Raw genomic sequence first — 19,341 nt, 5'->3', positions numbered from 1 at the left:
GCCGCACCTGTCCGCGCTCGCTTCGTGCCCCTTCGGCGCCGGTTCCGTCCGGTTGTTGCTCGGGCGGTCGGTCTCTCCAGAGTTTTGTACACGCGGCGGTATGGGGCCTGAGCGATTACGGGCGTTGCGCCTTCGGCAGCGGGCTCTGGCTTGAAGGCCGGGCCGCTTCTCCCACCGGGTGTTTCAAGACCGGGATTATAGCGGTTGATGGGGCGGGAGGGGACGGGGTGGGGCTGTTCAGGTGATGGGGGTGGGGGGCGGCGGTTGGGCTGAGGGGGGCTGATGCGGCCTTGCCAGATTCGCGACCAGCCACCCCACGCCCGTCATTCCCGCGAACGCGGGAATCCAGTGTCTTTCGGCCGGAGTGGTTCGTAACCTCACATGCGCGGACGTCAAAGTCGCTGGATTCCCGCGTTCGCGGGAATGACGGCTGTGGGCGACGGGGACTCAGCCGTGAATTGCGTTGAGCCTTGCGCCTGCAGCCGGCCGCCGCCTGACAGCCGATACCAACTCCCGACTCCCGACACATAGAAACAACTTCGCAACCCGATCGCGCACGCCCGCGGCGTTATGCTGTCGGCCCCCCTCAGCCCGCAACGGATGCCCGCATGAGCGCACGGCCGTTCCAGCTATTGCAACTCGACCACGTAGTGCTGCGCGTGCGCGACACCGCGGCGATGATCGCCTTCTATTGCGATGTCCTGGGCTGCAGCGTCGAGCGGCGCCAGGACGCCATCGGCCTGGTGCAGTTGCGCGCCGGTTCCTCGCTGATCGACCTGGTCGATGTCGAAGGCAAGATCGGCCGCATGGGCGGGGCCGCGCCCGGCGAGCAGGCGCGCAACATGGATCATCTGTGCCTGCGCGCCGAACCCTTCGATCGCGACGCCATCGTCGAGCATCTGCAGGCCCACGGCGTGCGCATCGGCGACTTCGGCTCGCGCTACGGCGCCGAGGGCGAAGGCCCGTCGCAGTATCTGTTCGATCCGGAAGGCAATCTGGTCGAACTCAAGGGTCCGCCGGACCAGGTGCCGATCGCCACCCACGCCCCCAACGCAGCGACCTGATGAGCCCCGACGCCGGAACCTCCGTAAAAGCCCCGTCGCTGCGCCGGCTGACCTTGTTGCTCGGCGGCCTGGCCATGTTCGGGCCGTTCTCGATCGACACCATCTTCCCGGCGTTCGCGGTGATGGGCACCGAGTTGAACGCCGACAAGTTGCAGATGCAGCAGACCATCAGCGTCTATCTGGCCGCGTATGCGCTGATGAGCATCGTGCACGGGCCGCTGTCGGATGCGATCGGGCGGCGCAAGGTGATCATCGGCGGGCTGACGGTATTTACCCTGGCGTCGGCGGCTTGCGCCTTGTCTACGGATCTGCCCACTTTGCTTTTTTGTCGCGCGATCCAAGGGCTGTCGGCCGGTGTCGGACTCATCGTCGGCCGCGCCGTGATCCGCGACCTGCTGCACGGCGACGATGCGCAGCGGTTGATGAGCCAGGTGATGATGGTCTTCGGCATCGCTCCGGCGATCGCGCCGATCATCGGCGAATGGATCCTGGGCCGGGCGCATTGGCCGGCGATCTTCTGGTTCCTGGTCGCCTTCTCGGTGTTGCTGCTGGCCTCGGTGATCTTCCTGCTGCCGGAAACCCATCCGCCGCAGGCGCGGCTGGCGCTCAAGCCCAAGCGTCTGCTGCGCGACTATGTCGCGATCTTCCTCAATCCGCGGTTCCAGCGCCTGACCGCGGTCGGCGCCTTTAATTTCGGCGCGCTGTTCCTGTACATCGCCTCGGCGCCGGCGTTCGTGTACGACCTGCTGAAGGTGGAGTCGCTGGCGTGGTTCTTCGTGCCGACCATCGGCGGCATGGTGCTGGGCTCGTTCGTATCCGGGCGCGCCGCCGGCAAGATCAGCGGCGACCGCCTGGTCAACTTCGGCTTCGGATTCTGCGCGCTCGCGCTGGCGATCAACCTGGGCTACAACCTGTGGACCGATACGCCGCAGGTGCCGTGGGCGGTGCTCCCGATGTGCATCGGCGCGTTCGGCATCGCCCTTGTGTTTCCGATCGTGACTCTGTCGATCCTGGACATGTATCCGCATCAACGCGGCTCGGCCTCGTCGCTGCAGGCCTTCGCCGGGTTGGTGGTCAATGCGCTGATGGCCGGGGCGATCTCGCCCTTGCTCAGCGACAGCGCGCTGCATCTGGCGATCGCCGCTTCGGTGTTGACTGCGGTGGCTTGGGGGTTCTGGCGTTGGGAGGCTTGGGTGTCCAAGGCGGCCTGCGCGCGTATTCCGGAGGATGCGGTGGTGGTGGAGCCGCAGGATTCGATTTGAGCGGCTCTCGAACGCGGAGCCAGGAAATTTTCCCCGCCACGGGCGAGGAAATKTGCCCCCTTTGAAAAAGGGGGCGGCGCGCTGCGTCGTACGAAGCGCGAGGTAGATCGTCCGCGGGGGGGATTTGCTTTTGCTTGATCGAAGAGCAAAAGCAAATCCCCCCCACCCCCCTTTTTCAAAGGGGGGAACCGCTTCGGGCTTTCGATGGGGCGGATCAGATCAACCAAATGCGGGCGAGGGAATTTGCCCCCTTTGAAAAAGGGGGCGGCGCGCTGCGTCGTACGAAGTGCGAGGTGGATCGGCCGCGCGGGGGATTTGCTTTTTGCTTTGCGCTGGAGCGAAGGAAGAGCAAAATCGAATCCCCCCTAACCCCCCTTTTTCAAAGGGGGGAACAGCAAGGAGCAATGCGAGGCGAGGAAATTTGCCCCCTTTGAAAAAGGGGGCGGCGCGCTGCGTCGTACGAAGTGCGAGGTGAATCAGCCGCGCGGGGGATTTGCTTTTTGCTTTGCGCTGGGCGAAGGAAGAGCAAAAGCGAATCCCCCCCTAGCCCCCCTTTTTCAAAGGGGGGGGGGGACAGCTTTGGGGTTTCGACGGGGTGGGGTGGATCAGATCAACCCAGGATCGGTGATGCCATGCTCACCGGTCTCCAAGCGCCCCGCCACGCGGCGGTAGTACTCCGGATCGTTCGCATCGGTCAGCACGAAGTCGTACCACTGCTGGCTTTCGTCCAGCTTGATCGCGCGATAACGCAACGCGCCGGCGCCCAGCCGCTCCAGGCGCGATTCGTACAAGCCGTATTGATCCGCGATGTCCAACCGCAGCGGCTTGCGATGCGGGTTGCGCAACGCCAGGATCAGCTTGCGACGGCGCAGGCGCAGGTCGGGTACGGTGGTCACGCTCGGGTTGACCCCGTGCAAGGAGCCGCGGAATTCGCGGTAGAAACCGTTCGGCGCGAACACCTTCAAGGCGTAAGCGCGGGCGCCGTCGGTCTTGAGCGACCACTCGCCGTGCAGCGACTTGCCCGGCTCGACCGTGTAGCGGCGCGGGATCGCATTGGGATCGAGCAAGTCGTAAACATGGAACACCACCGCCACCCGGCCGCTGTTGCCGAAGCTCAGGCGCAGGCGGCGGTTGTCGCGGTCCACGCGCTCGCCGACCTGCAAGTCGTACGGCAGCGCGCGCGAAGGCTTGATTCCGCGCTCCTGCTGCGGCGCGCCGGACACCGCCGGCGGCTTCGGCGCGGGCAGGCGGCTTTGTTCGGCGACGATGCGATCGGCATCGCTGGTGTCGGGCAGGCTCGGGATCGGTTCGTGGTTGGGATCGAAGAAGTTGAACGCGGTGGTGAGGTCGCCGCAGACCGCGCGGCGCCACGCGCTGATGTTGGGCTCGACCACGCCGAAGCGTTTTTCCAGGAAGCGGATCACCGAGGTGTGGTCGAACACCTGCGAGTTGACCCAGCCGCCGCGGCTCCAGGGCGAGATCACGTACATCGGCACGCGCGGGCCCAGGCCGTAGGGACGGTTGTAGTAGATCGCCGGATCGCTGGAAGTGCCGTGCGAGGGGCCGCTGCGCGCGGTGTGGTGCTCACCGCGCAGATCGACCGTGGAGCCGCCGATCTGCGCATTGTTGGCGTCCAGCGACGGCGGCGCCGGCGGCGGCACGTGGTCGAAGAAGCCGTCGTTCTCGTCGAAGTTGACGATCAGCACCGTGCTCGCCCACACGTCCGGATCGGCGGTGAGCGCGTCGAGCACGCGCGCGGTGTAGTCCGCGCCCCAGATCGGCGCCGACGGGCCGGGATGCTCGGAGTACTTGGCCGGCGCGACCAGCCACGACACCTGCGGCAACTGGCCGCTGCGCACGTCCGCAGCCAAGTCTTCCAAAGTCCAGGTTTTCAGGCCCTTTTCGGCCAGCCCCGAACCCGGCAGCGCGGCGCGGAACTGGCGGAAGCCTTCCAGCGGGTTGTCGGAAAAGTTGTCGTCCATGTCCTGGTACAGCTTCCAGCTCACGCCGGCCTGTTCCAGGCGCTCGGGATAGGTGGTCCAGAAATAGCCTTCGCTGGCCGGGCCGGAATCGTCGAAGGTGTTGACGATGGCCGGGCCGCCGCGGTCGGCGGCCGGGTTGTTGGTGCCGGTCCACAGGAACAAGCGATTGGGATTGGTGCCGGTCTGCTGCGAGCAGTGGTAGGCGTCGCACAGGGTGAAGGCGTTGGCGAGCGCGTATTGGAACGGGATGTCGGCTTGCTGGTAATGGCCGAGCGAGCGTTCGGTCTTGGCCGGCAGCCACTTGTCCATCAGGCCGTTGTTCCAGGCCGCCTGCGCGTCGGGCCAGGTGTGCGGGGTGCCGCCGATGCGCTGCGCGCTCGTGGTCTTGGTGTCGATGTGATACGGCTGGATCTCGCGGCCTTGTGCGGTGGCCTGCTGCCACACCGGCTTGCCGCTGGGCAGCGGAATCGGGAAGCGATCGCCGAAGCCGCGCACGCCGCGCATCGCGCCGAAGTAATGATCGAACGAGCGGTTCTCCTGCATCAGGATCACCACGTGCTTGACGTCGCGGATGGTGCCGGTGACGCGCGCGGCGGGGATCGCGAGCGCTTTCTGGATGGCGGGCGGGAACAGGTTCAGGGCCACGCCGGCGGCAGTGGCGCCGGCGGCGCCGCGCAGGAAGTCGCGGCGCTGGGTGTCGCGCGGGGAGTCGGGCTGGTCGGTCATAAATATCCGGGCAAAAGCGGCTGGGGGAGCGGCGGGCGACCGCTGCCGCAGCGTGCTGCGCGCAGATGGCATCGCGGTTACCGCTTGTAGACCCGTGCGCGGACTTGTGCGCTAGCTCGCGGAACCCTGCGATCTTTGTCGCAACCGCAGCAGCAGATGAACAGGCAAGCCCGCCGCGACCAGCAGCGCGCCCCACAGCAACGCCTCGGCGCCGATGCCGGCCAGCGCGTAGACGCTGAACGCGAGCGCGAAGGCGGCGACGATGCGGCTGCGGCCTTCGCCGCGCCACAGCCAGGCCGCGCTGCCGGCGACATAAGGCAGCAAGGTCGCCGCGGTCGACAGCAGGATCGAGAACACGAACACCTGCACCAGCGAGCGGCTGAAATTCGCCAGCACCAGGATCGAGGCCAGCGCGCTGCCGATCAACACACCCAGCCACGGCGTGCCGCGCCGATCGACGCGGGCGAAGAACGCCGGGAACACCCCATCGCGCGCGGCCGCCAGCGGCAACTGCCCCGACAGCAGCGTCCAGCCGTTGAGCGCGCCCAGGCACGACACCGCCGACACCGCCGCCAACGCCAGGCCCGCGCCCGGCCCCCACAGCAGGCTGGCCGCGTCGGCCATCGGCGATTGCGATTGCTTGAGGCTGTCGGCCGGCAACAGACCGACCACCACGCTGCAGGCCAGCACGGTGGCGATGCCGGCCAGCAAGGTTCCGAACACGGTCGCGCGCGGCACGTTGCGTTCGGGATCGCGGATCGAACCGGCCGGCACCGTGGCCGCTTCCAGGCCCAGCAGCGCCCACAGCGTCAACGCCGCGGTCGCGTGCGCGGCTTGCGGCAGCGATTGCCCGCTGGGATTGAACGGGCGGAACGCGTGCGCGCCGTCCAGCCACCACAGCGCGACCGCGCCGAACAACAGCAACGGCAGCAGCTTCAGGGCGGTGGTGACGATCTGCACGCGGCCGGCCTCGCGCACGCCGAGCAGATTGATCGCGGTGCACAGCCACAACGCGGCCAGCGCGCACGCGGCCGCGCGCGCCGGCGTCGCGGTCAGCGCCGGCACCAGCGCGCCGATGCTGCCGGCGAAGGCGACCGCGATGGCGGCGTTGGCGCACCACAGCGAAATCCAGTAACTCCAGGCGATGACGAACCCGACCGTGTCGCCGAAGGCGCGATGCGCGTAGGTGTAAGGGCCGCCGCTCTGCGGCCAGCGCATGGCCATGCGGGCGAAGGTGAAGGCCAGCAGCAGCGCGCCGCACAGGGTGATGGCCCAGCCGATCAGACTGGCGCCGCCGTACGGCGCCAAGGCCGCGGGCAGCAGGAACACGCCGCTGCCAATCATGTTGCCGACCACCAGCGCGATCGCCGCCCATAGCCCCAGGGGGCGGCGCTGAACGGGATCGGACAAAGGATTTTCCACCAGCGACGGATCTGCCGAGCCGCCAGCGCTCATCGTTTCAGCCTTGTCCCGGAACGCACGCGGCGCGATAGGCCTCGCGCAACAGTTCCTGGAAATGATGCACGGCGTTTTCGCGCAACGGGTTCAAGCGTCCGGCCACGTACGAGCCCGAGTTCAAACCGCGCTGCACGTCTTCGCAGATGGTCAGGTCTTCCAGCTGCACTTCGTCGCTGAAAGCCAGATCGGCTTCGCGGCGCGCGCGCGCCTCGCCGGAATCGTCCGCGGTGTAGTAGAAATCGAACTCGACCCGGCAGCGGTCCACGCCGACCGGCACGATGCGATTGGTCTGCAACCGCCCGGGCAGGATGTTGAGCATGGTGTTGGGCCACATCCAGTAGTACAGCGCGTCGCCGCTGCCGTACAGGCTGTCGCCGCTTTCCAGCGGGCTCCACTGGTAGGAATACCAGCGCGCGGTCTCGGTGACGTAGCTGCGGTAGTCCAGCAACCGGTTGAGGCCGGGATGGATGTGCGGGACGTGATAACCCTCCAGGTAGTTATCGACGTAGACCTTCCAGTTGCAGGCGACGTCGTAACCGACCCGGTGGTGATGGCCGTACTCGGACAGGCCGCGCGCATCGCCGATACGCTGCGCGATGCCTTCCACGAATTCGTCGAAGTCCAGCGTCGCAGTCGCGGAGGCGGCGAACACCAGCCCCTGCCACACCCGCACCTGCAACTGCGGCAGACGCACCTGGCTGGGATCGAAGTCCGGCGCGTGATTCATTTCCGGCGCCGAGCGCAGCACCCCGTCCAGGCCGTAGGTCCAGCCGTGATAGCGGCAGCGCAGCGAACGCGCGGCCAGGCCGTCGCAGCTGGCGATCGGCCCGGCGCGATGGCGGCAGACGTTGTGGAAGACCCGGATCTCGCCATCGCCTCCGCGCACCGCGATCACCGGCAGGCCGGCGAAATCGGCGACGACGTGGTCGCCGGCCTCGCGCAGCTGGCACAGGTGGGCGATCAACTGCCAGCCGCGATCGAACACCGCCTCGCGGTCGAGCGCGGCCATGCCGGCGGCGACGTAGTAGCGCGCGGGCAGGGCGGTGGCGTGGCTCAGGGGCTGCGGCGCGAGATCCGGCTGTCCGGGCGCGATGGCGGCGACGACGTTGGCGGCGGGCTCGGTCATGGCCGCAGTATCCGCCGCGCCGGCGCGGCGCGCAAAGCCGGCCGTCGCGGTATGAGCGCGGTCCGAGCGTGGCCGCGGCCCGCGCACCCATGGCCCGGTCGTGGCTATACTCCGGCGCATATCCAATGCAAGGGAATGCCATGAATCAGCCCGTCATCCCCGATGTCGCCCTGGTGGACAACACCGAGCAGCGCACCCCGCTGGTCCTGGTGCTGGACTGCTCCGGCAGCATGATGGGGCCGCCGATCCAGCAGTTGAACGAAGGCCTCAAGCTGTTGGAGACCGAGCTCAAGGGCGATGTGATCGCGGCCAAGCGCGTGCGCGTGCTGGTCGTGCGCTACGGCGGTTTCGACCATGCCGAAGTGGTCGGCGACTGGTGCGACGCGATGGATTTCAGCGCGCCCAACCTCGAAGCCGACGGCACCACCCCGACCGGGCGCGCGATCGATCTGGCCCTGGTCGAGGTCGAGAACGAAAAGCAGCGCTTCAAGGCCGCCGGCATCGCCTACACCCGGCCGTGGCTGTTCCTGATGTCCGACGGCACGCCGACCGATGCCTGGGAAGCGGCGGCCAAGCGCGCCTGCGACGCCGAGCGCGCCAACAAGGTGGCGATCTTCCCGATCGCGGTCGGCGAAGGCGCCGACGACGCGATCATGAGCCAGTTCAGCAGCAAGGGGCCGGGCGGCGTGAAGCGCCTGCACGGTCTGCAGTTCCGCGAGCTGTTCCTGTGGCTCAGCGCGAGCATGCAGGTGGTGTCGCAATCGCGTCCCGGCGGTCAGGCGCAGTTGCCGTCGACCGACACCTGGTCGGCGGTACCGACCTGAGCGGCGGGGTCGCGGGCATGAGCTGGCGAATTTACGCCGCATCGGCGACCGGAACCTCTCACATCGACAAAGGCATTCCCTGCCAGGACTCTTTCGCGTTCCACGCGGCCGGCGATGTGCTGGTCGCGGTGGTCTGCGACGGCGCCGGCTCGGCGCCGCGCAGCGATGAAGGTTCGCGCCTGCTCGCCGACACCGTCGCGCGCGCATTGGGCGATCGCTGCGAGCGCGAACCCGAATGCCTGGGCGGTGACACTGATGTCTGGTTCGCCATCGCCGCCGATGCGGTGACGCTCGCGCGCGATGCGCTGATCCAGACCGCGCAGGCCGCGCAGGCGCCGCTGTCGAGTTATGCCGCGACCTTGGTCGGCTATGCCGGCGACGGCCAACGCGGCTGGTTCTTCCATATCGGCGACGGCATCGCCGTGGCCGAACCGGCGGCGGACGACGACGGCGAAGACAACGGCACAGCGTGGGTGTCGCTGCCGTCCAACGGCGAGTACGCGAACGAAACCTACTTCGTCACCGGCGAGTCCTGGCGCGAGCATCTGCGCGTGTTGCCGGTGCCGGCGCCGATTACGCATCTGGCGCTGATGTCCGACGGCGCGATGCCGTTCGCCATGCAGAAGAACAACGCCGGCCTGTTCAAGCCGTTCTTCGAACCGGTCGCGCGCTATCTGGCATCGGTGGACGAAGACCAGGGCAGCCGCGCGCTGCTGGCCACGCTCGAGGACCCGCGCACGCACGGCATCACCTCCGATGACAAGACTCTGCTGATCGCATTGCGGAGCTGAGCGCGGCGATGAGCAGCCCCAGCACCGGCAGCCGCATCCAGATCGGCACGCGCCCCAGCCGGCTCGGGCCGTTGATCAAGAGTGGCGGCGCCGGCAGCGTTTATTTGTTGCCGGACTATCCCGACAGCGTCGCCAAGATCTATCACGCGCGGGTGGACCCGCCCAGCTACACCGATCGCGTCGAGGCGATGCTGCAATTGCGGCCGAAACTGCCCGATCAGCTGGAAGGCGGCAAGCGCTACGTGCAGATCGCCTGGCCCGACGCGGTGGTGCGCGACGAGCGCGGCCGCTTCATCGGTTTCACCATGCCGGCGCTGGACGTGGACTCGACTTCGGAAGTCGAGCAAGTCCTGCAGGAGCGCCAGGCGCGCGCCGCCGGTCTGCCGGTCGGCCTGGGCCACAAGGTCACTCTGGCGGCGAATCTGGCCTCGGTGCTGGCGGCCTTGCATGCGCAGCATCACTACGTGGTCGATCTCAAGCCGGTGAACCTGCGCTTCTATCGCGCCTCGCTGTATATCGCCTTGCTCGACTGCGACGGTTTCAGCATCCAGGGCCTGGGCCGGCGCTTTCACGCGCCGCAGTTCACGCCCGACTATCTGGCGCCGGAGTACCAGGTCCACACGCTGACCGAAGCCGGCGAAGAAACCCAAGACCGGTTCGCCCTGGCGGTGGTGATTTTCCAGTTGCTGAATTTCGGTATCCATCCCTACAGCGGCCGGCCCAAGCACGATCGCGTGCCCACCGACGTGCCCGGGCGCATCCGCGAACGCTGCTACGCCTACGGCCGCCGCGGCAATCCGGCGATGGAGCCCAACCCGGTCAGCGCGCACGCGATGATGCCGGTGCAACTGCGCGACCTGTTCGATCGCGCCTTCGGCGATACGCCATCGGCGCGGCCGAGTTCGGCCGAGTGGGGCGACGCGCTGCGCGCCTACGCGCAGCCCTCGCGCGGGCTGATCGTGGTGTGCGCGAAGCATCGCGAACACCAGCATTACGCCGGCCAGTCCTGCGCCTCGTGCATGCGCCAGGAACTGTTGACCCGCACCGCGCGCAACGCGGTGCCGCGGCCGAAGACGGTGTCGCCGCTGCCGCCGATCTGGACCGCGGCCACCCGCGCCGCGGCCGCGCGCGGCGCCCGGCCCACCCGCGCGCAACTGCAGGCGCAGTTGCAAGCGCAATTGCAGTTGCAGGCGCAAATGCAGGCGCAAATGCAGGCGGCGCAGGCCAAGCCGGCGCCGGCGGTTTCGCGCGCGCCGGGCCGGATGTCGCGCTTCTCCAGCCGCATGCGGGTGGTGCTGGCGTTGCTGTTCCCGCTGGCGTTCGCCTTCATCGCGCAGTTCGTCCAGGGCTATTACGCGGCCTTGCGCGCCGCGCCGCAGTCGCCGTTCGACGGATGGATGAACGCGATCCTGATGACGTTTCTGGGTTTGGCCTTCGTGGTCGGCTGTTATTTCTTCGTCGTGGCGGTGCCGCGCAGGTTGAACAACCGATGAGCTGGCGCGGGCCGCCGTCGCGATTGCAGCGCATGCGCGTGCCGACGCTGTTCCCGTGGCTGAAGGTGGCGATCCTTAGCTTTTTCACCGTGCTGGTGATGGCGCCGATCACCGGCTGGCTGATGTCGCTGCCGATGTGGGCGATGGACGTGCTGGGCTATCTGTTGTCTTCGCCGCTGCATACCCAGTCCGAGCGCTGGTTCCGCGCCGGACTGGTGCTGGCCGGCGTGCCGAGCCTGATCGCGGTGGGCTGGCGCGCGCGCCAGGATCGCGATTTCGACATGGGCGTGATGACCGCGATAGCCACGCTGGTGCTGATGGTGGGCTTGATCGCGCATTACCGCTGGATCGAGATGAAGCGCGGCGGGCGCGCGAACGCGGTGATCGAGCAGATCGAACCGCGCGCCACCGGTGTCGCCCCGAGGTCTTTTGTAGGAGGGGCTTCAGCCCCGATGCTTTTCGATCCGAAGCGATGGATCTTTCAGACCTGAAAGAAAAGCATCGGGGCTGAAGCCCCCCTACAAAAGACCTCGGGCATCGCTGCGCTCATTGAATCGCGATGCCCGGCCGATGCGCGCCGGCCCCCTGCCGTACGCGCATCGGCCGGATCGCCGGAGCCGGCTCCTGCGAGCCGCGCCCCCGACTGACCGCCGATACGCAACGCATCGTCGCTGTACGATGCCTGCCCTTCGTTCGGATCACCGCGCATCCGCTGGGCTGCACGCGATGATCCGGGCGGTCAATTCTTCGATCCTTTTTGTCTGTGGCTTTACATTGTCGTAAAACAGTCCGTCATTCCCGCGAACGGGGGATCAGCGACTTCAAGCGTTCTCGCACGAAAGGCCCTGGATTCCCGCGTTCGCGGGAATGACGACTTGGTAGTGACGCAATCACACCGACGCATTAGGCAACTCCGAAACCGTAGCCCCGATAATCAACGGCCGCCGCGAAGTCGTGGTGCCGCTGAACGTCTGCGTCGCCGCATCGGCCTTCCACCCAGCGGCTATGCTCCCGCCTTCGGCTTCGAACGTGAAAGGCCCCACGCGCAATCCGGTCGCGGCCTTGAACGGATCGACGAAGCGGCGGAAGGTCGAAGTGGTGGTGCGGATCACGAACGAAGGCTTGTAGCCCACGCACATGCCGTTCTTGATCAAACCGAAGAAGCCTTTCTCGCCGAACACCGGCTGGCCGCGGGTCTCGATCGAATCGCCGCCGAACGGGCTGTAGCCGGGCATGAAGGGGCCGTCGATCATGCTGCGGGCGAACTCGCCGTCGAACCATTCGCCCGGGCGGATGCCGATGCGGTCCACCGCCTGGAAATCCAGCGACAGTTCCAGCTTGTTGTCGAATTCGAATTCGTCGATGCGCTCCCAGTGGCCGTTGATGCGCACCTGCCAGAACAACTGGCGGATGCGGCCGCGGCGGCCGGCCCAGGTCTGGGCGAAATCGTACGGCGCTTCGCGATTGCTGAAGCCCAGGGTGACCCCTGCCGGACCTTCGCCGGCTTCGACCTTGGCCACCCAGTCGGCCGCGTTCTGATCGATCTGCCAGTCCGGCACCTTGGGCAGGCGGATCAGGTTGAGGTCGGCGTAGCGCACGTGGAAGTCTTCGTTGCCGCAGCGGCGCTGAGCGTCACCGAGCTCGGGCTGCTCGCACTGGGCGATCAGGTTGCTGTAGTGCGCCTGCGCCTGATTCATCGCCACCTGCGCGGCGACGATGCGGTTCTGGTAGCTGCGTCCGCGCGGGCTGCCCAGCCATTCGCTGAAGCTCGGCGGATGGTCTTCGACCTGGTTGGCGTAGGCCGAGGCGGCCGAAGTGGTGGCCAGGGTGTAGTGATTGGTCGCCACCACCAGCGCGTCGTCGGCGTCGTGCAGGTGCTGGCGCAGGCTGCGGTATTCGGTCTGCGCCGGGATCACGTTGAGGAACTGCTGATAGGCCTGATGCACGGTGTCGCCGCTGGAGACATAGGCGCCGATCGCGCTCCACTGCGGCGCGGTCGCGCAGAAGTCGTACTGGGCGGCGGGGATGAAACCGGCCTGAGTGCGGCTCCAGTCCCACTGGGTGGAGGGGTAGGTCAGCTGGAAGTCGTCCGGCGACAGGCCGATGGAATCGATCAGCGCGCGGTACAGCAGCCCCCACGGCTTGTCGTCGAAGTCGCTGTTGGCGGCGATGATGCCCGCGTCCAGGCGCGCCAGTTCCAGCAACCGCCGGTCCTGGGCGCCGTGGCGGAATTGCGAGAGCGCGCCGACGTCGTCCTGGGAATTCAGCGTGTCGTCGCTGCCGGTGAAGGGAAATTCGGACTCGGACATGGCCTGGCTCCTGCATCGCCGCGAAGCGGCGTTGCGTGCCGGGTACCGCGCGCCCTGGGCGCTTCGGCTCCGGACGCGGCACGCGGCGATCCGGGTGGAGCGCAGGGTGGGCGCGCGATCCCCAGATCGCCTTACGGCAACCTTACGGAGTTCGATCGCCTTTCGATTCAACGACTTGGGGCGATCGCGGCGCGCTTTCGTCAGGTTCGGACAGGCGCGATCGGGCGCTTTCGCGACGCCCCGCGCAGTTTCGTGGTGAGCCGGAGCAGGGCCAAAGTGAGGCTGAGTGAAGCGGCCGGCGCGCGGCCCGGCCCGCCGGCCAACCGTAAGGTTGCGGTAAGGCGCGGCCATGTCCAGGGCGGCGAGGGTGTGCGGGCGGCCTATGCCGTGGTGCGCAAGCCGACCGGAATCGCCGGGGCCCGCGCCTTACTCAACCGGAGAAACCCATGAACGCCACGCTCGCGAAGTGCATGCTGTCCGCCGTAATCAGTCTCGCCGCACTGCCCGCGATGGCGGGCGACCCGCCGCAGTGCGTCTCCAAGCTGCCCAAGAGCGTGCAGAAGATGGTGGCCTCGTTCAACGACTGCGCCCGCGCCGACAACCCGACCGCCGCATGCGAAAAGGTCGAACTCAACGCCCGCGGTTACGACAACGCCCAGGGCCTGCTGCCCAAGCTCGGCGCGCTGGGGCCGAAGTACTGGCGCGCCGCGCCGCGTCTGCTCGGCTCGCCGCAGGGGCTGGTGTATCTGGTCCAGGAAGGTTCGCAGGGCAAGCCGATCACCCAGCGCTATTACACCGCCGACCAGTTCGCGAGCTTCTGCCGCATCAGGTAAGCCGCGCCCGCGCAGCGCGCATTGCGCGGGAGTCGGGTCGGCCTTGCGCCGGCCCGATCCCGTATTCGGCGCCAGGCCGGTCGCCATGACCGCGCGTTTTCACGCCGCCGCCGCTCGCGCGTTCTGCAAGACGTTCCACCCCTCATTCAAGGAGTTTCGCCATGAACGCCCCTTACCGCTATGCGGCCGTCTTGTGCCTGGGCCTGCTCGCCGCGCCCGCGATGGCCAAGCCGCCGGTCTGCAGGACCCTGCCGCCGGACATCAAGGAAGCGATGCGCAACATGTCGTTCTGCATGACCGTGGCCGATCCGGTGACCGAATGCGGCCGTACGGGCATGGACGTGCAGGTATTCGGTAACGACGAAGGCAAACTGCCCAACCCGAGCCGCGGCCAGGAGTACTGGGAAGGCAAGATCCGCCACGACGGCGAGGCCGGTACGCGCCGGCTGGTGTATCTGATGGGCATGGGGACGCGCAAGAACGTCGTCGTGAAGCGTTACTACACGCCGGATCATTACGCGACGTTCTGCGAGATCAACTGAGCCGGCGGGTGCGGTCGTATCGCGCGTAGGGCTGCATCTGTGGGAGGGGCTTTGGCCCCGATGCCTTTGATCGAAAAGCATCGGGGCCCAAGCCCCTCCTACAAAAGACTTCGCGGCTTTCGCAAAATCTTGCGATTCCCGATTCCCGATTCCCGATTCCCAGTTCCCAGCCCCAAACGCAGGCGGCTGCGCGCCGCCTGCGCGCGGAACTCAGCCGCGCTTCTTGCGCCCGGGGATGACCTGCGGATCGTTGCCGACCTGCGGATCGCAGGAGATCAGGTCCACATCGTTGTAAGCGCTCAGCGAGTCGCGCACCAGCACGGTGAAGAAAATCAGCGTGGAGACCGAGTTCTGGTTGCGCATGCGCACGCGGCGGCCATCGTCGAGAATCTCCGGCGCGCCGATCTGCTTGTAGGCATCGGAGTTGAGCACGTTGACGATCTCGAAGCGCGAGGGCACTTCATCTTCGAATACGTATTCGAGCGTGATCGGGGTGCTGGTCTGCACCGTCACCACGTCCGGCGAAAAGCTGTAGAAATAATGGCCCTTGCCGGCGTTGCCGCCGAATCCGACGTGAGCCAGCGTCAGCTGGATGCTTAGCACCGGCACGTCTTCGCGCTTGCCTTTGCCTTTCTTGCTCTTGCTTTGCTTGCTCTGCTTGTCCGAAGCGGCGTCTTTCTTGCTGGCCATGTTGAGTTCCTGTCGTTCATGGGTGCTGCGGATCGGCTTCGTAGAAAGCCACGAAGCCGGGATTTCGGTAGCCGATGCGTTGCAGCCAGGCGATCTGGCGCGCGGCGCGGTCGCGCGCGCCCAGCCGTATCTGCGCGCGCGCCCAGGCGTCGAGGACGACGCGGCTGCGGCTGTCGGCGACGGCATCGGCCAGCAATTGATCGACCCGGCGCCAGTCCTGGCGCGCGCGGGCGGTGTCGCCGGCGGCGGCGTAGAACTCGCCGCGCCAGGCCAGCGCGCGGCCGAGGCCGGCGCGATTTGGCAAGTCGTCCGGCGCGGCGCGATACAGCTTTTCCAGATCCGCCACCACCGTGTCGGCTTGTGCGGAGGTGGTCAGCGGATCGGCCTGCGCCAGATGCAGGCGCACGTTGGCGTCCAGCAGACGCCATTCCGGCGGCGGATCGGTCTCGCGCATGATCGGCGCGAGCGTGCGTTGGGCCGCGCGCAGCCGCTCCACCGCGCGTTCGCGCGCGCCGGAGAGCGAAGCGACCAGTCCGGCGTGCGAATAGGCGTGGCCGAGATTGCGCCGCCACACTTTATTGTCCGGCTGCTGCTCGACCAGGGCATCGAGCAAGGTCACCGCTTCGTCGATCTCGGTCTGCGCTTCATCGAGCCGTCCGCGATCCAGCGCCAGCACCGAACTGCGCAGCAACGAGGTGGCGAGCTTGCGCCGCCACTCGTCGGCGTCGGGTTCGCTGTCGATCAATTCGCGCAGCATCTGGGTTTGCGCGGCGTAGCCTTGCGCCGCTTCGCTCAGCAGGCCGCTCATGTCCTGCGCGCTGCTGAGCCAGGACAGGCTGTCTACCAATTCGAAACGCAGCGATTTGTCGCCGGGCTTTTTCGCCAGCAATTGCCGCTTGATCGCGACCGAGCGGGCGAACAACTCGCCGGCCTCATCGCTGCGCTGGCCGCTGAAGGCCAGCGTGCCCAGATTATTGAGCGCGTAGGACAACTCCAGTTGCCAGCGCGGGTCGTTCGGCGCGCGTTCGACCAGACGCTCGGAGGCTTTCAGATACGCCTGCCAATGGGTGCGCGCGCCGTCGAATTTCTTCTGCTGGTAGTCGTGATAGCCCAGCCAGTACGCGGTGGTGCCCGATTCGGCCAGCGCATCCAGCGATTCGGGCGCGCCGGCCAGGGCCAGCGAGGAGGCTTCATTAGCGCGTTCGAACGCCGCGCGCGCCTCGGCGAAACGCGCCTGATTCATCAACACTTCGCCGACGGTGCGCAGCGCGCGCGCATGGCTGACCAATTCGCGCGGCTGCATGTCGGCTTCGGGCATGTACTCCAGATAGGCCAGCGCCTGGCTGCCGACGCTGTCGAGCAGTTTCAGATTGCCGATCGGCCGCAGTTGCTCGGCCAGATCGCCGAGCATGAAGGCGACCAGTTGCTGCGCCTGATCGCGCCGTTGCTCGGCTTCGCGCCGCGCCTGCCAGGCTTGCAGGCCCAGGCCGATGGAGACCAGCGCCAGCACGCACAGCGCGCCGATCGCGCCGACCCGCAGCCATTGCTTGCGCCGCTGCTGGCGCTCGGAGGCGTGCAGGAACTTCAGATCGTCGGCATCCAGATCGTCGGGCAGGCGGCGCGCGGCTTCGCGCGCTTCGGCCAGCGGACGGCCGGGGTTGAGCAGGTGATCGGCGCGGCGGCCTTCGGTGACCCAGCGCCGCGCCGCGCGTTGCAGGCGTTCGCGCGCCTGCAGCAGATGGCGGTTCTCGCGCACCCATTCGCGCGCGCGCGGCCATTGCCGCAGCAAGGCTTCGTGCGCGACGCCGAAACCGGGCTCGCCGCCGCTGAGTTCGCCGACGAACAGGCGCGCACGCACGAAGGCTTCCGCCAACTCGCGCGCGGCCGCGTCGTCCAGGCTCGACCACAGCACGCGCCGGCCGGTGACCGCGTCGCTGTCGGGGCGGATCACGATTAGGGCCGCGAGCACGCGCTCCACGCTGGCTTGCGCGGCGGCCGGCAATTCGGCGTAGACCTGTTCGGCGCGATGCGCCAGCGCGCCTTCCAGGCCGCCGAGTTCGCGATAGGTGGACAGGCTCAGCACGCCGTCGCTGCTCTGGCGTTCGTACAGCGCCTGCAGGGTGTGCTGCAGCAACGGCAGCGAATCGGGGTGTTCGGCGGCGGCGTCGCGCAGCACATCGTCCAGGCGGCTGGAGCCGTCCGGGTCTTCCTCGAAACTCAGTCCGGCCAGCGCGGCCGGGGCGCGGATGATCTGACCGATCTCGCCGAGGCGCGGTGTCAACAGATCGATGTGGCCGTCGCCGGCCTTGAGTTCGGCCAGCCCGGGCACGCCTTCGATCAGCGCCGGATAGAAATCGCTGCGGGTGATGGCGATCGTCGCCACCCGCGTGGACGCGCACAGCGCGGTCAGGGCCACGCCCAGGTCGCGGCGGTCGGCGTCGGTGATGCCGGGCGCGGCGACCGCGGCTTCGGCGTGGTCGACCACCAGCGACAAATGCGCGCGTTCGGCCAAGGGCGCGGTGTGGCGCGCGAACGCGTCGTCGATGCGCGCGTGCAGCGCGGCCGGCGATTCGCGCAGTTGCCGGGTCAGCCATTCGCTCTCGCCCGGCAGGAACACCGGCCGCCCGTCCAGCGACCAGTCGCACAGCGATTGCGCCAGCCGGGTCAGCAGATCGCCGCCGCGGCACGCGCCCAGATCGAAGTAGGCGCTGGCCAGCGCGTGCAGGCCGTCGAAGCCGCCGTCCTGGCGCAGCAGCGGCATCACCCCGGCGCGCAGCAGCGAGGTCTTGCCGCAGCCGCTGGCGCCGGAGACCAGGACGAACCGGCGCTGGCTGTCCATCTGTTCGCGCAGCGTCGCCAGCAATTCCGCGGTGGCGCGGCTGCGGCCGAAGAACACGCCGGCATGGGCTTCGTCGAACGAGCGCAGGCCGACATACGGGCTGCCCTGGGTCCACGCCGCCGCGCGCGGCAGGCCGCTGCGGTAGTCGTCGGGGAAACTCACCCGCGCGACCAGCCGGTAGCCGCGCTTGCGGATGGTTTCGACATAGTCCGGCTCGCGGCTGCTGTCGCCCAGGCGGCGGCGCAACTGGGCGATGGTCTTGTGGACCGGGTTGTCGCCGTAGAAGGTGCCGCGCCAGATTTCGATCAGCAGTTGTTCGGCGCTGATCACTTCGCCGGCGCGTTCGGCCAGGGCGATCAGCACTTCCATCATCCGCGGTTCCAGCGCGGTGACCACGCCGTCGCGCACGATCGCCAGGCGGTCGGGTTGGACCAGCAGCGCGCCGATGCGGAACTGCGACACCGCGGCCAGGTTCTTGATCCGATCGATGCGTTGGGGCATCGCAGCGTTCGCTCGCGTGTGCTTGTCAGCCGTCGGGGCCGGTGACGCATGAAGCCTCATGCGCGCCCCGCATCTGCGACGTCCGGCGACGGTAAGCACCGTGCGGCGTGACAGGCGAGAGGCCGCCATCGTCGTTGCGCCCCATCGCAACGTCAGGCGGGGTGTATTGCCTCACTAAAACTAACAAACCTTGCGCGTTTCGTCTGTAACGAGAGAGCCAAATCGGTGCCGATCGGCAATATGCGCACGCGGCGGCTTATCGGTGTCCGGTGCCGGTTGCGTTTTACGTATCGCGCGCGGGCGCGTGCATCAATCGGGTCTGCAGTCGAGCCGGCCTGCGTGCGCGGCGGCGCAAGCAGCGGCTGGCGGCGACGCCGCGGTCGCGATCTTCGCGACCGGACGGCATCGCCGCCGCACGGGAATAAAAAAAGCCGGCCGGGGGCCACCCCCCGCGGCCGGCAGAGGCTTGCAGCCGAGGGGGATCAGCCGCAGCAATAGCAAACCAAAGGACGTCCGGGACCGCCGGGACCGAGATCGCCGCCGAATTCGGCGCACTCGCTGCGGCAGGCGAAGGCGTTGCACGATTCCGATTGCGTCGCCACGCCGCCGTTGCCGGCGACTACCTGGAAGGCGCCGAATCCCATCGCGGCCGTGAACAGCAGGCTCGCCAGGACGACTCGTACACCACGATTACGCTTGAACATTGCGCAGCTCCTGTCGATGTCGCCGCATCCATCGCCGAAAGCTCGGCAGGCGCGGCGGTGGCGCCGGCCCGGCATCATCGCCGGTCCGGTCGGGCGGCGAGGCCGTGCCGTGGCCTCGCCCTACACCAGTAACGAAATCCTGAAGCTGCCGGCGGCGCCATCGCCCGAACCGCGGCGAGAGCCCGTCGCGATCGCGC

At 67.8% G+C, this 19,341-nt stretch carries 15 protein-coding genes and 1 riboswitch; of the genes, 8 read left to right on the top strand and 7 right to left on the bottom strand.

The window, feature by feature from the left end:
- Nucleotides 1-86: 86 nt before the first annotated feature.
- Nucleotides 87-184, bottom strand: a riboswitch (glycine riboswitch).
- Between the two features lie 424 nt (nt 185-608).
- Both AB4Y92_RS14690 and AB4Y92_RS14685 read left to right on the top strand, forming a co-directional pair.
- Nucleotides 609-1,064 carry a VOC family protein gene (locus AB4Y92_RS14690; protein WP_441820334.1) on the top strand — a complete coding sequence of 152 codons (456 nt, stop codon included), beginning with the start codon at nt 609-611 and terminating at the stop codon, nt 1,062-1,064.
- Nucleotides 1,064-2,326 (top strand): multidrug effflux MFS transporter, encoded by a 1,263-nt coding sequence (locus AB4Y92_RS14685; RefSeq protein ID WP_441820333.1) that lies wholly within the window; start codon nt 1,064-1,066, stop codon nt 2,324-2,326. The genes AB4Y92_RS14690 and AB4Y92_RS14685 overlap by 1 nt, the downstream gene beginning before the upstream one ends.
- A 605-nt stretch (nt 2,327-2,931) precedes the next feature.
- Here AB4Y92_RS14685 and AB4Y92_RS14680 read toward each other — a convergent pair.
- From AB4Y92_RS14680 to AB4Y92_RS14670, 3 genes are all read right to left on the bottom strand, one after another.
- Nucleotides 2,932-5,034, bottom strand: a complete 2,103-nt coding sequence (locus tag AB4Y92_RS14680; RefSeq protein ID WP_441820332.1) for a phosphocholine-specific phospholipase C — start codon at nt 5,032-5,034, stop codon at nt 2,932-2,934.
- A 111-nt stretch (nt 5,035-5,145) separates the two neighbouring features.
- A complete protein-coding gene (locus AB4Y92_RS14675) occupies nt 5,146-6,444 on the bottom strand; it encodes an amino acid permease (protein ID WP_441820331.1) in 1,299 nt (432 codons plus the stop codon).
- Between the two features lie 49 nt (nt 6,445-6,493).
- Entirely contained in the window at nt 6,494-7,618 is a 1,125-nt protein-coding gene (locus tag AB4Y92_RS14670; protein ID WP_441820330.1) for an aromatic ring-hydroxylating oxygenase subunit alpha, read from the bottom strand.
- A 140-nt stretch (nt 7,619-7,758) separates the two neighbouring features.
- Between AB4Y92_RS14670 and AB4Y92_RS14665 the strand changes: the two genes are divergently transcribed.
- The 4 genes from AB4Y92_RS14665 to AB4Y92_RS14650 are packed head-to-tail and all read left to right on the top strand — an operon-like array spanning nt 7,759 to nt 11,217.
- Nucleotides 7,759-8,442, top strand: a complete 684-nt coding sequence (locus AB4Y92_RS14665; RefSeq protein ID WP_057942226.1) for a vWA domain-containing protein — start codon at nt 7,759-7,761, stop codon at nt 8,440-8,442.
- Between the two features lie 17 nt (nt 8,443-8,459).
- Complete coding sequence (locus AB4Y92_RS14660) at nt 8,460-9,233, top strand: PP2C family serine/threonine-protein phosphatase (RefSeq protein WP_441820329.1); 774 nt, start codon at nt 8,460-8,462, stop codon at nt 9,231-9,233.
- A gap of 8 nt (nt 9,234-9,241) precedes the next feature.
- Entirely contained in the window at nt 9,242-10,726 is a 1,485-nt protein-coding gene (locus AB4Y92_RS14655; RefSeq protein ID WP_441820328.1) for a hypothetical protein, read from the top strand.
- Complete coding sequence (locus AB4Y92_RS14650) at nt 10,723-11,217, top strand: hypothetical protein (protein WP_441820327.1); 495 nt, start codon at nt 10,723-10,725, stop codon at nt 11,215-11,217. Before AB4Y92_RS14655 ends, AB4Y92_RS14650 begins: the two co-directional genes overlap by 4 nt.
- 399 nt (nt 11,218-11,616) lie before the next feature.
- On the opposite strand, the gene AB4Y92_RS14645 is transcribed toward AB4Y92_RS14650, so the two are convergent.
- Nucleotides 11,617-13,035, bottom strand: coding sequence for a hypothetical protein (locus AB4Y92_RS14645; protein WP_441820326.1), 1,419 nt, complete (start codon nt 13,033-13,035; stop codon nt 11,617-11,619).
- A gap of 446 nt (nt 13,036-13,481) precedes the next feature.
- Between AB4Y92_RS14645 and AB4Y92_RS14640 the strand changes: the two genes are divergently transcribed.
- Together AB4Y92_RS14640 and AB4Y92_RS14635 are read left to right on the top strand one after the other, a co-directional pair.
- Entirely contained in the window at nt 13,482-13,868 is a 387-nt protein-coding gene (locus AB4Y92_RS14640) for a hypothetical protein (RefSeq protein WP_386791228.1), read from the top strand.
- A 161-nt stretch (nt 13,869-14,029) separates the two neighbouring features.
- Entirely contained in the window at nt 14,030-14,410 is a 381-nt protein-coding gene (locus tag AB4Y92_RS14635) for a ribonuclease domain-containing protein (protein ID WP_441820325.1), read from the top strand.
- Between the two features lie 210 nt (nt 14,411-14,620).
- On the opposite strand, the gene AB4Y92_RS14630 is transcribed toward AB4Y92_RS14635, so the two are convergent.
- The 3 genes from AB4Y92_RS14630 to AB4Y92_RS14620 form a co-directional block, all read right to left on the bottom strand.
- Nucleotides 14,621-15,100 (bottom strand): hypothetical protein, encoded by a 480-nt coding sequence (locus AB4Y92_RS14630; RefSeq protein ID WP_441820324.1) that lies wholly within the window; start codon nt 15,098-15,100, stop codon nt 14,621-14,623.
- A 16-nt stretch (nt 15,101-15,116) separates the two neighbouring features.
- Nucleotides 15,117-18,440: an nSTAND1 domain-containing NTPase gene (locus tag AB4Y92_RS14625; protein ID WP_441820323.1), complete on the bottom strand. Its 3,324-nt coding sequence runs from the start codon at nt 18,438-18,440 to the stop codon at nt 15,117-15,119.
- A gap of 482 nt (nt 18,441-18,922) precedes the next feature.
- Entirely contained in the window at nt 18,923-19,144 is a 222-nt protein-coding gene (locus AB4Y92_RS14620) for a hypothetical protein (protein WP_441820322.1), read from the bottom strand.
- Nucleotides 19,145-19,341: the final 197 nt, after the last annotated feature.

This window comes from Lysobacter sp. TAB13, from assembly GCF_052113885.1.
Taxonomy (GTDB): domain Bacteria; phylum Pseudomonadota; class Gammaproteobacteria; order Xanthomonadales; family Xanthomonadaceae; genus Lysobacter; species Lysobacter gummosus.
This window is presented reverse-complemented; position numbering and strand designations above follow the sequence as displayed.

What these genes read in the sequence shown, in the direction of transcription:
- AB4Y92_RS14690 (WP_441820334.1), top strand. Translation starts at nt 609, where the DNA reads ATGAGCGCACGGCCGTTCCAGCTATTGCAACTCGACCACGTAGTGCTG.
- AB4Y92_RS14685 (WP_441820333.1), top strand. Translation starts at nt 1,064, where the DNA reads ATGAGCCCCGACGCCGGAACCTCCGTAAAAGCCCCGTCGCTGCGCCGG.
- AB4Y92_RS14680 (WP_441820332.1), bottom strand. Translation starts at nt 5,034, where the DNA reads ATGACCGACCAGCCCGACTCCCCGCGCGACACCCAGCGCCGCGACTTC.
- AB4Y92_RS14670 (WP_441820330.1), bottom strand. Translation starts at nt 7,618, where the DNA reads ATGACCGAGCCCGCCGCCAACGTCGTCGCCGCCATCGCGCCCGGACAG.
- AB4Y92_RS14665 (WP_057942226.1), top strand. Translation starts at nt 7,759, where the DNA reads ATGAATCAGCCCGTCATCCCCGATGTCGCCCTGGTGGACAACACCGAG.
- AB4Y92_RS14660 (WP_441820329.1), top strand. Translation starts at nt 8,460, where the DNA reads ATGAGCTGGCGAATTTACGCCGCATCGGCGACCGGAACCTCTCACATC.
- AB4Y92_RS14655 (WP_441820328.1), top strand. Translation starts at nt 9,242, where the DNA reads ATGAGCAGCCCCAGCACCGGCAGCCGCATCCAGATCGGCACGCGCCCC.
- AB4Y92_RS14650 (WP_441820327.1), top strand. Translation starts at nt 10,723, where the DNA reads ATGAGCTGGCGCGGGCCGCCGTCGCGATTGCAGCGCATGCGCGTGCCG.
- AB4Y92_RS14645 (WP_441820326.1), bottom strand. Translation starts at nt 13,035, where the DNA reads ATGTCCGAGTCCGAATTTCCCTTCACCGGCAGCGACGACACGCTGAAT.
- AB4Y92_RS14640 (WP_386791228.1), top strand. Translation starts at nt 13,482, where the DNA reads ATGAACGCCACGCTCGCGAAGTGCATGCTGTCCGCCGTAATCAGTCTC.
- AB4Y92_RS14635 (WP_441820325.1), top strand. Translation starts at nt 14,030, where the DNA reads ATGAACGCCCCTTACCGCTATGCGGCCGTCTTGTGCCTGGGCCTGCTC.
- AB4Y92_RS14630 (WP_441820324.1), bottom strand. Translation starts at nt 15,100, where the DNA reads ATGGCCAGCAAGAAAGACGCCGCTTCGGACAAGCAGAGCAAGCAAAGC.
- AB4Y92_RS14625 (WP_441820323.1), bottom strand. Translation starts at nt 18,440, where the DNA reads ATGCCCCAACGCATCGATCGGATCAAGAACCTGGCCGCGGTGTCGCAG.
- AB4Y92_RS14620 (WP_441820322.1), bottom strand. Translation starts at nt 19,144, where the DNA reads ATGTTCAAGCGTAATCGTGGTGTACGAGTCGTCCTGGCGAGCCTGCTG.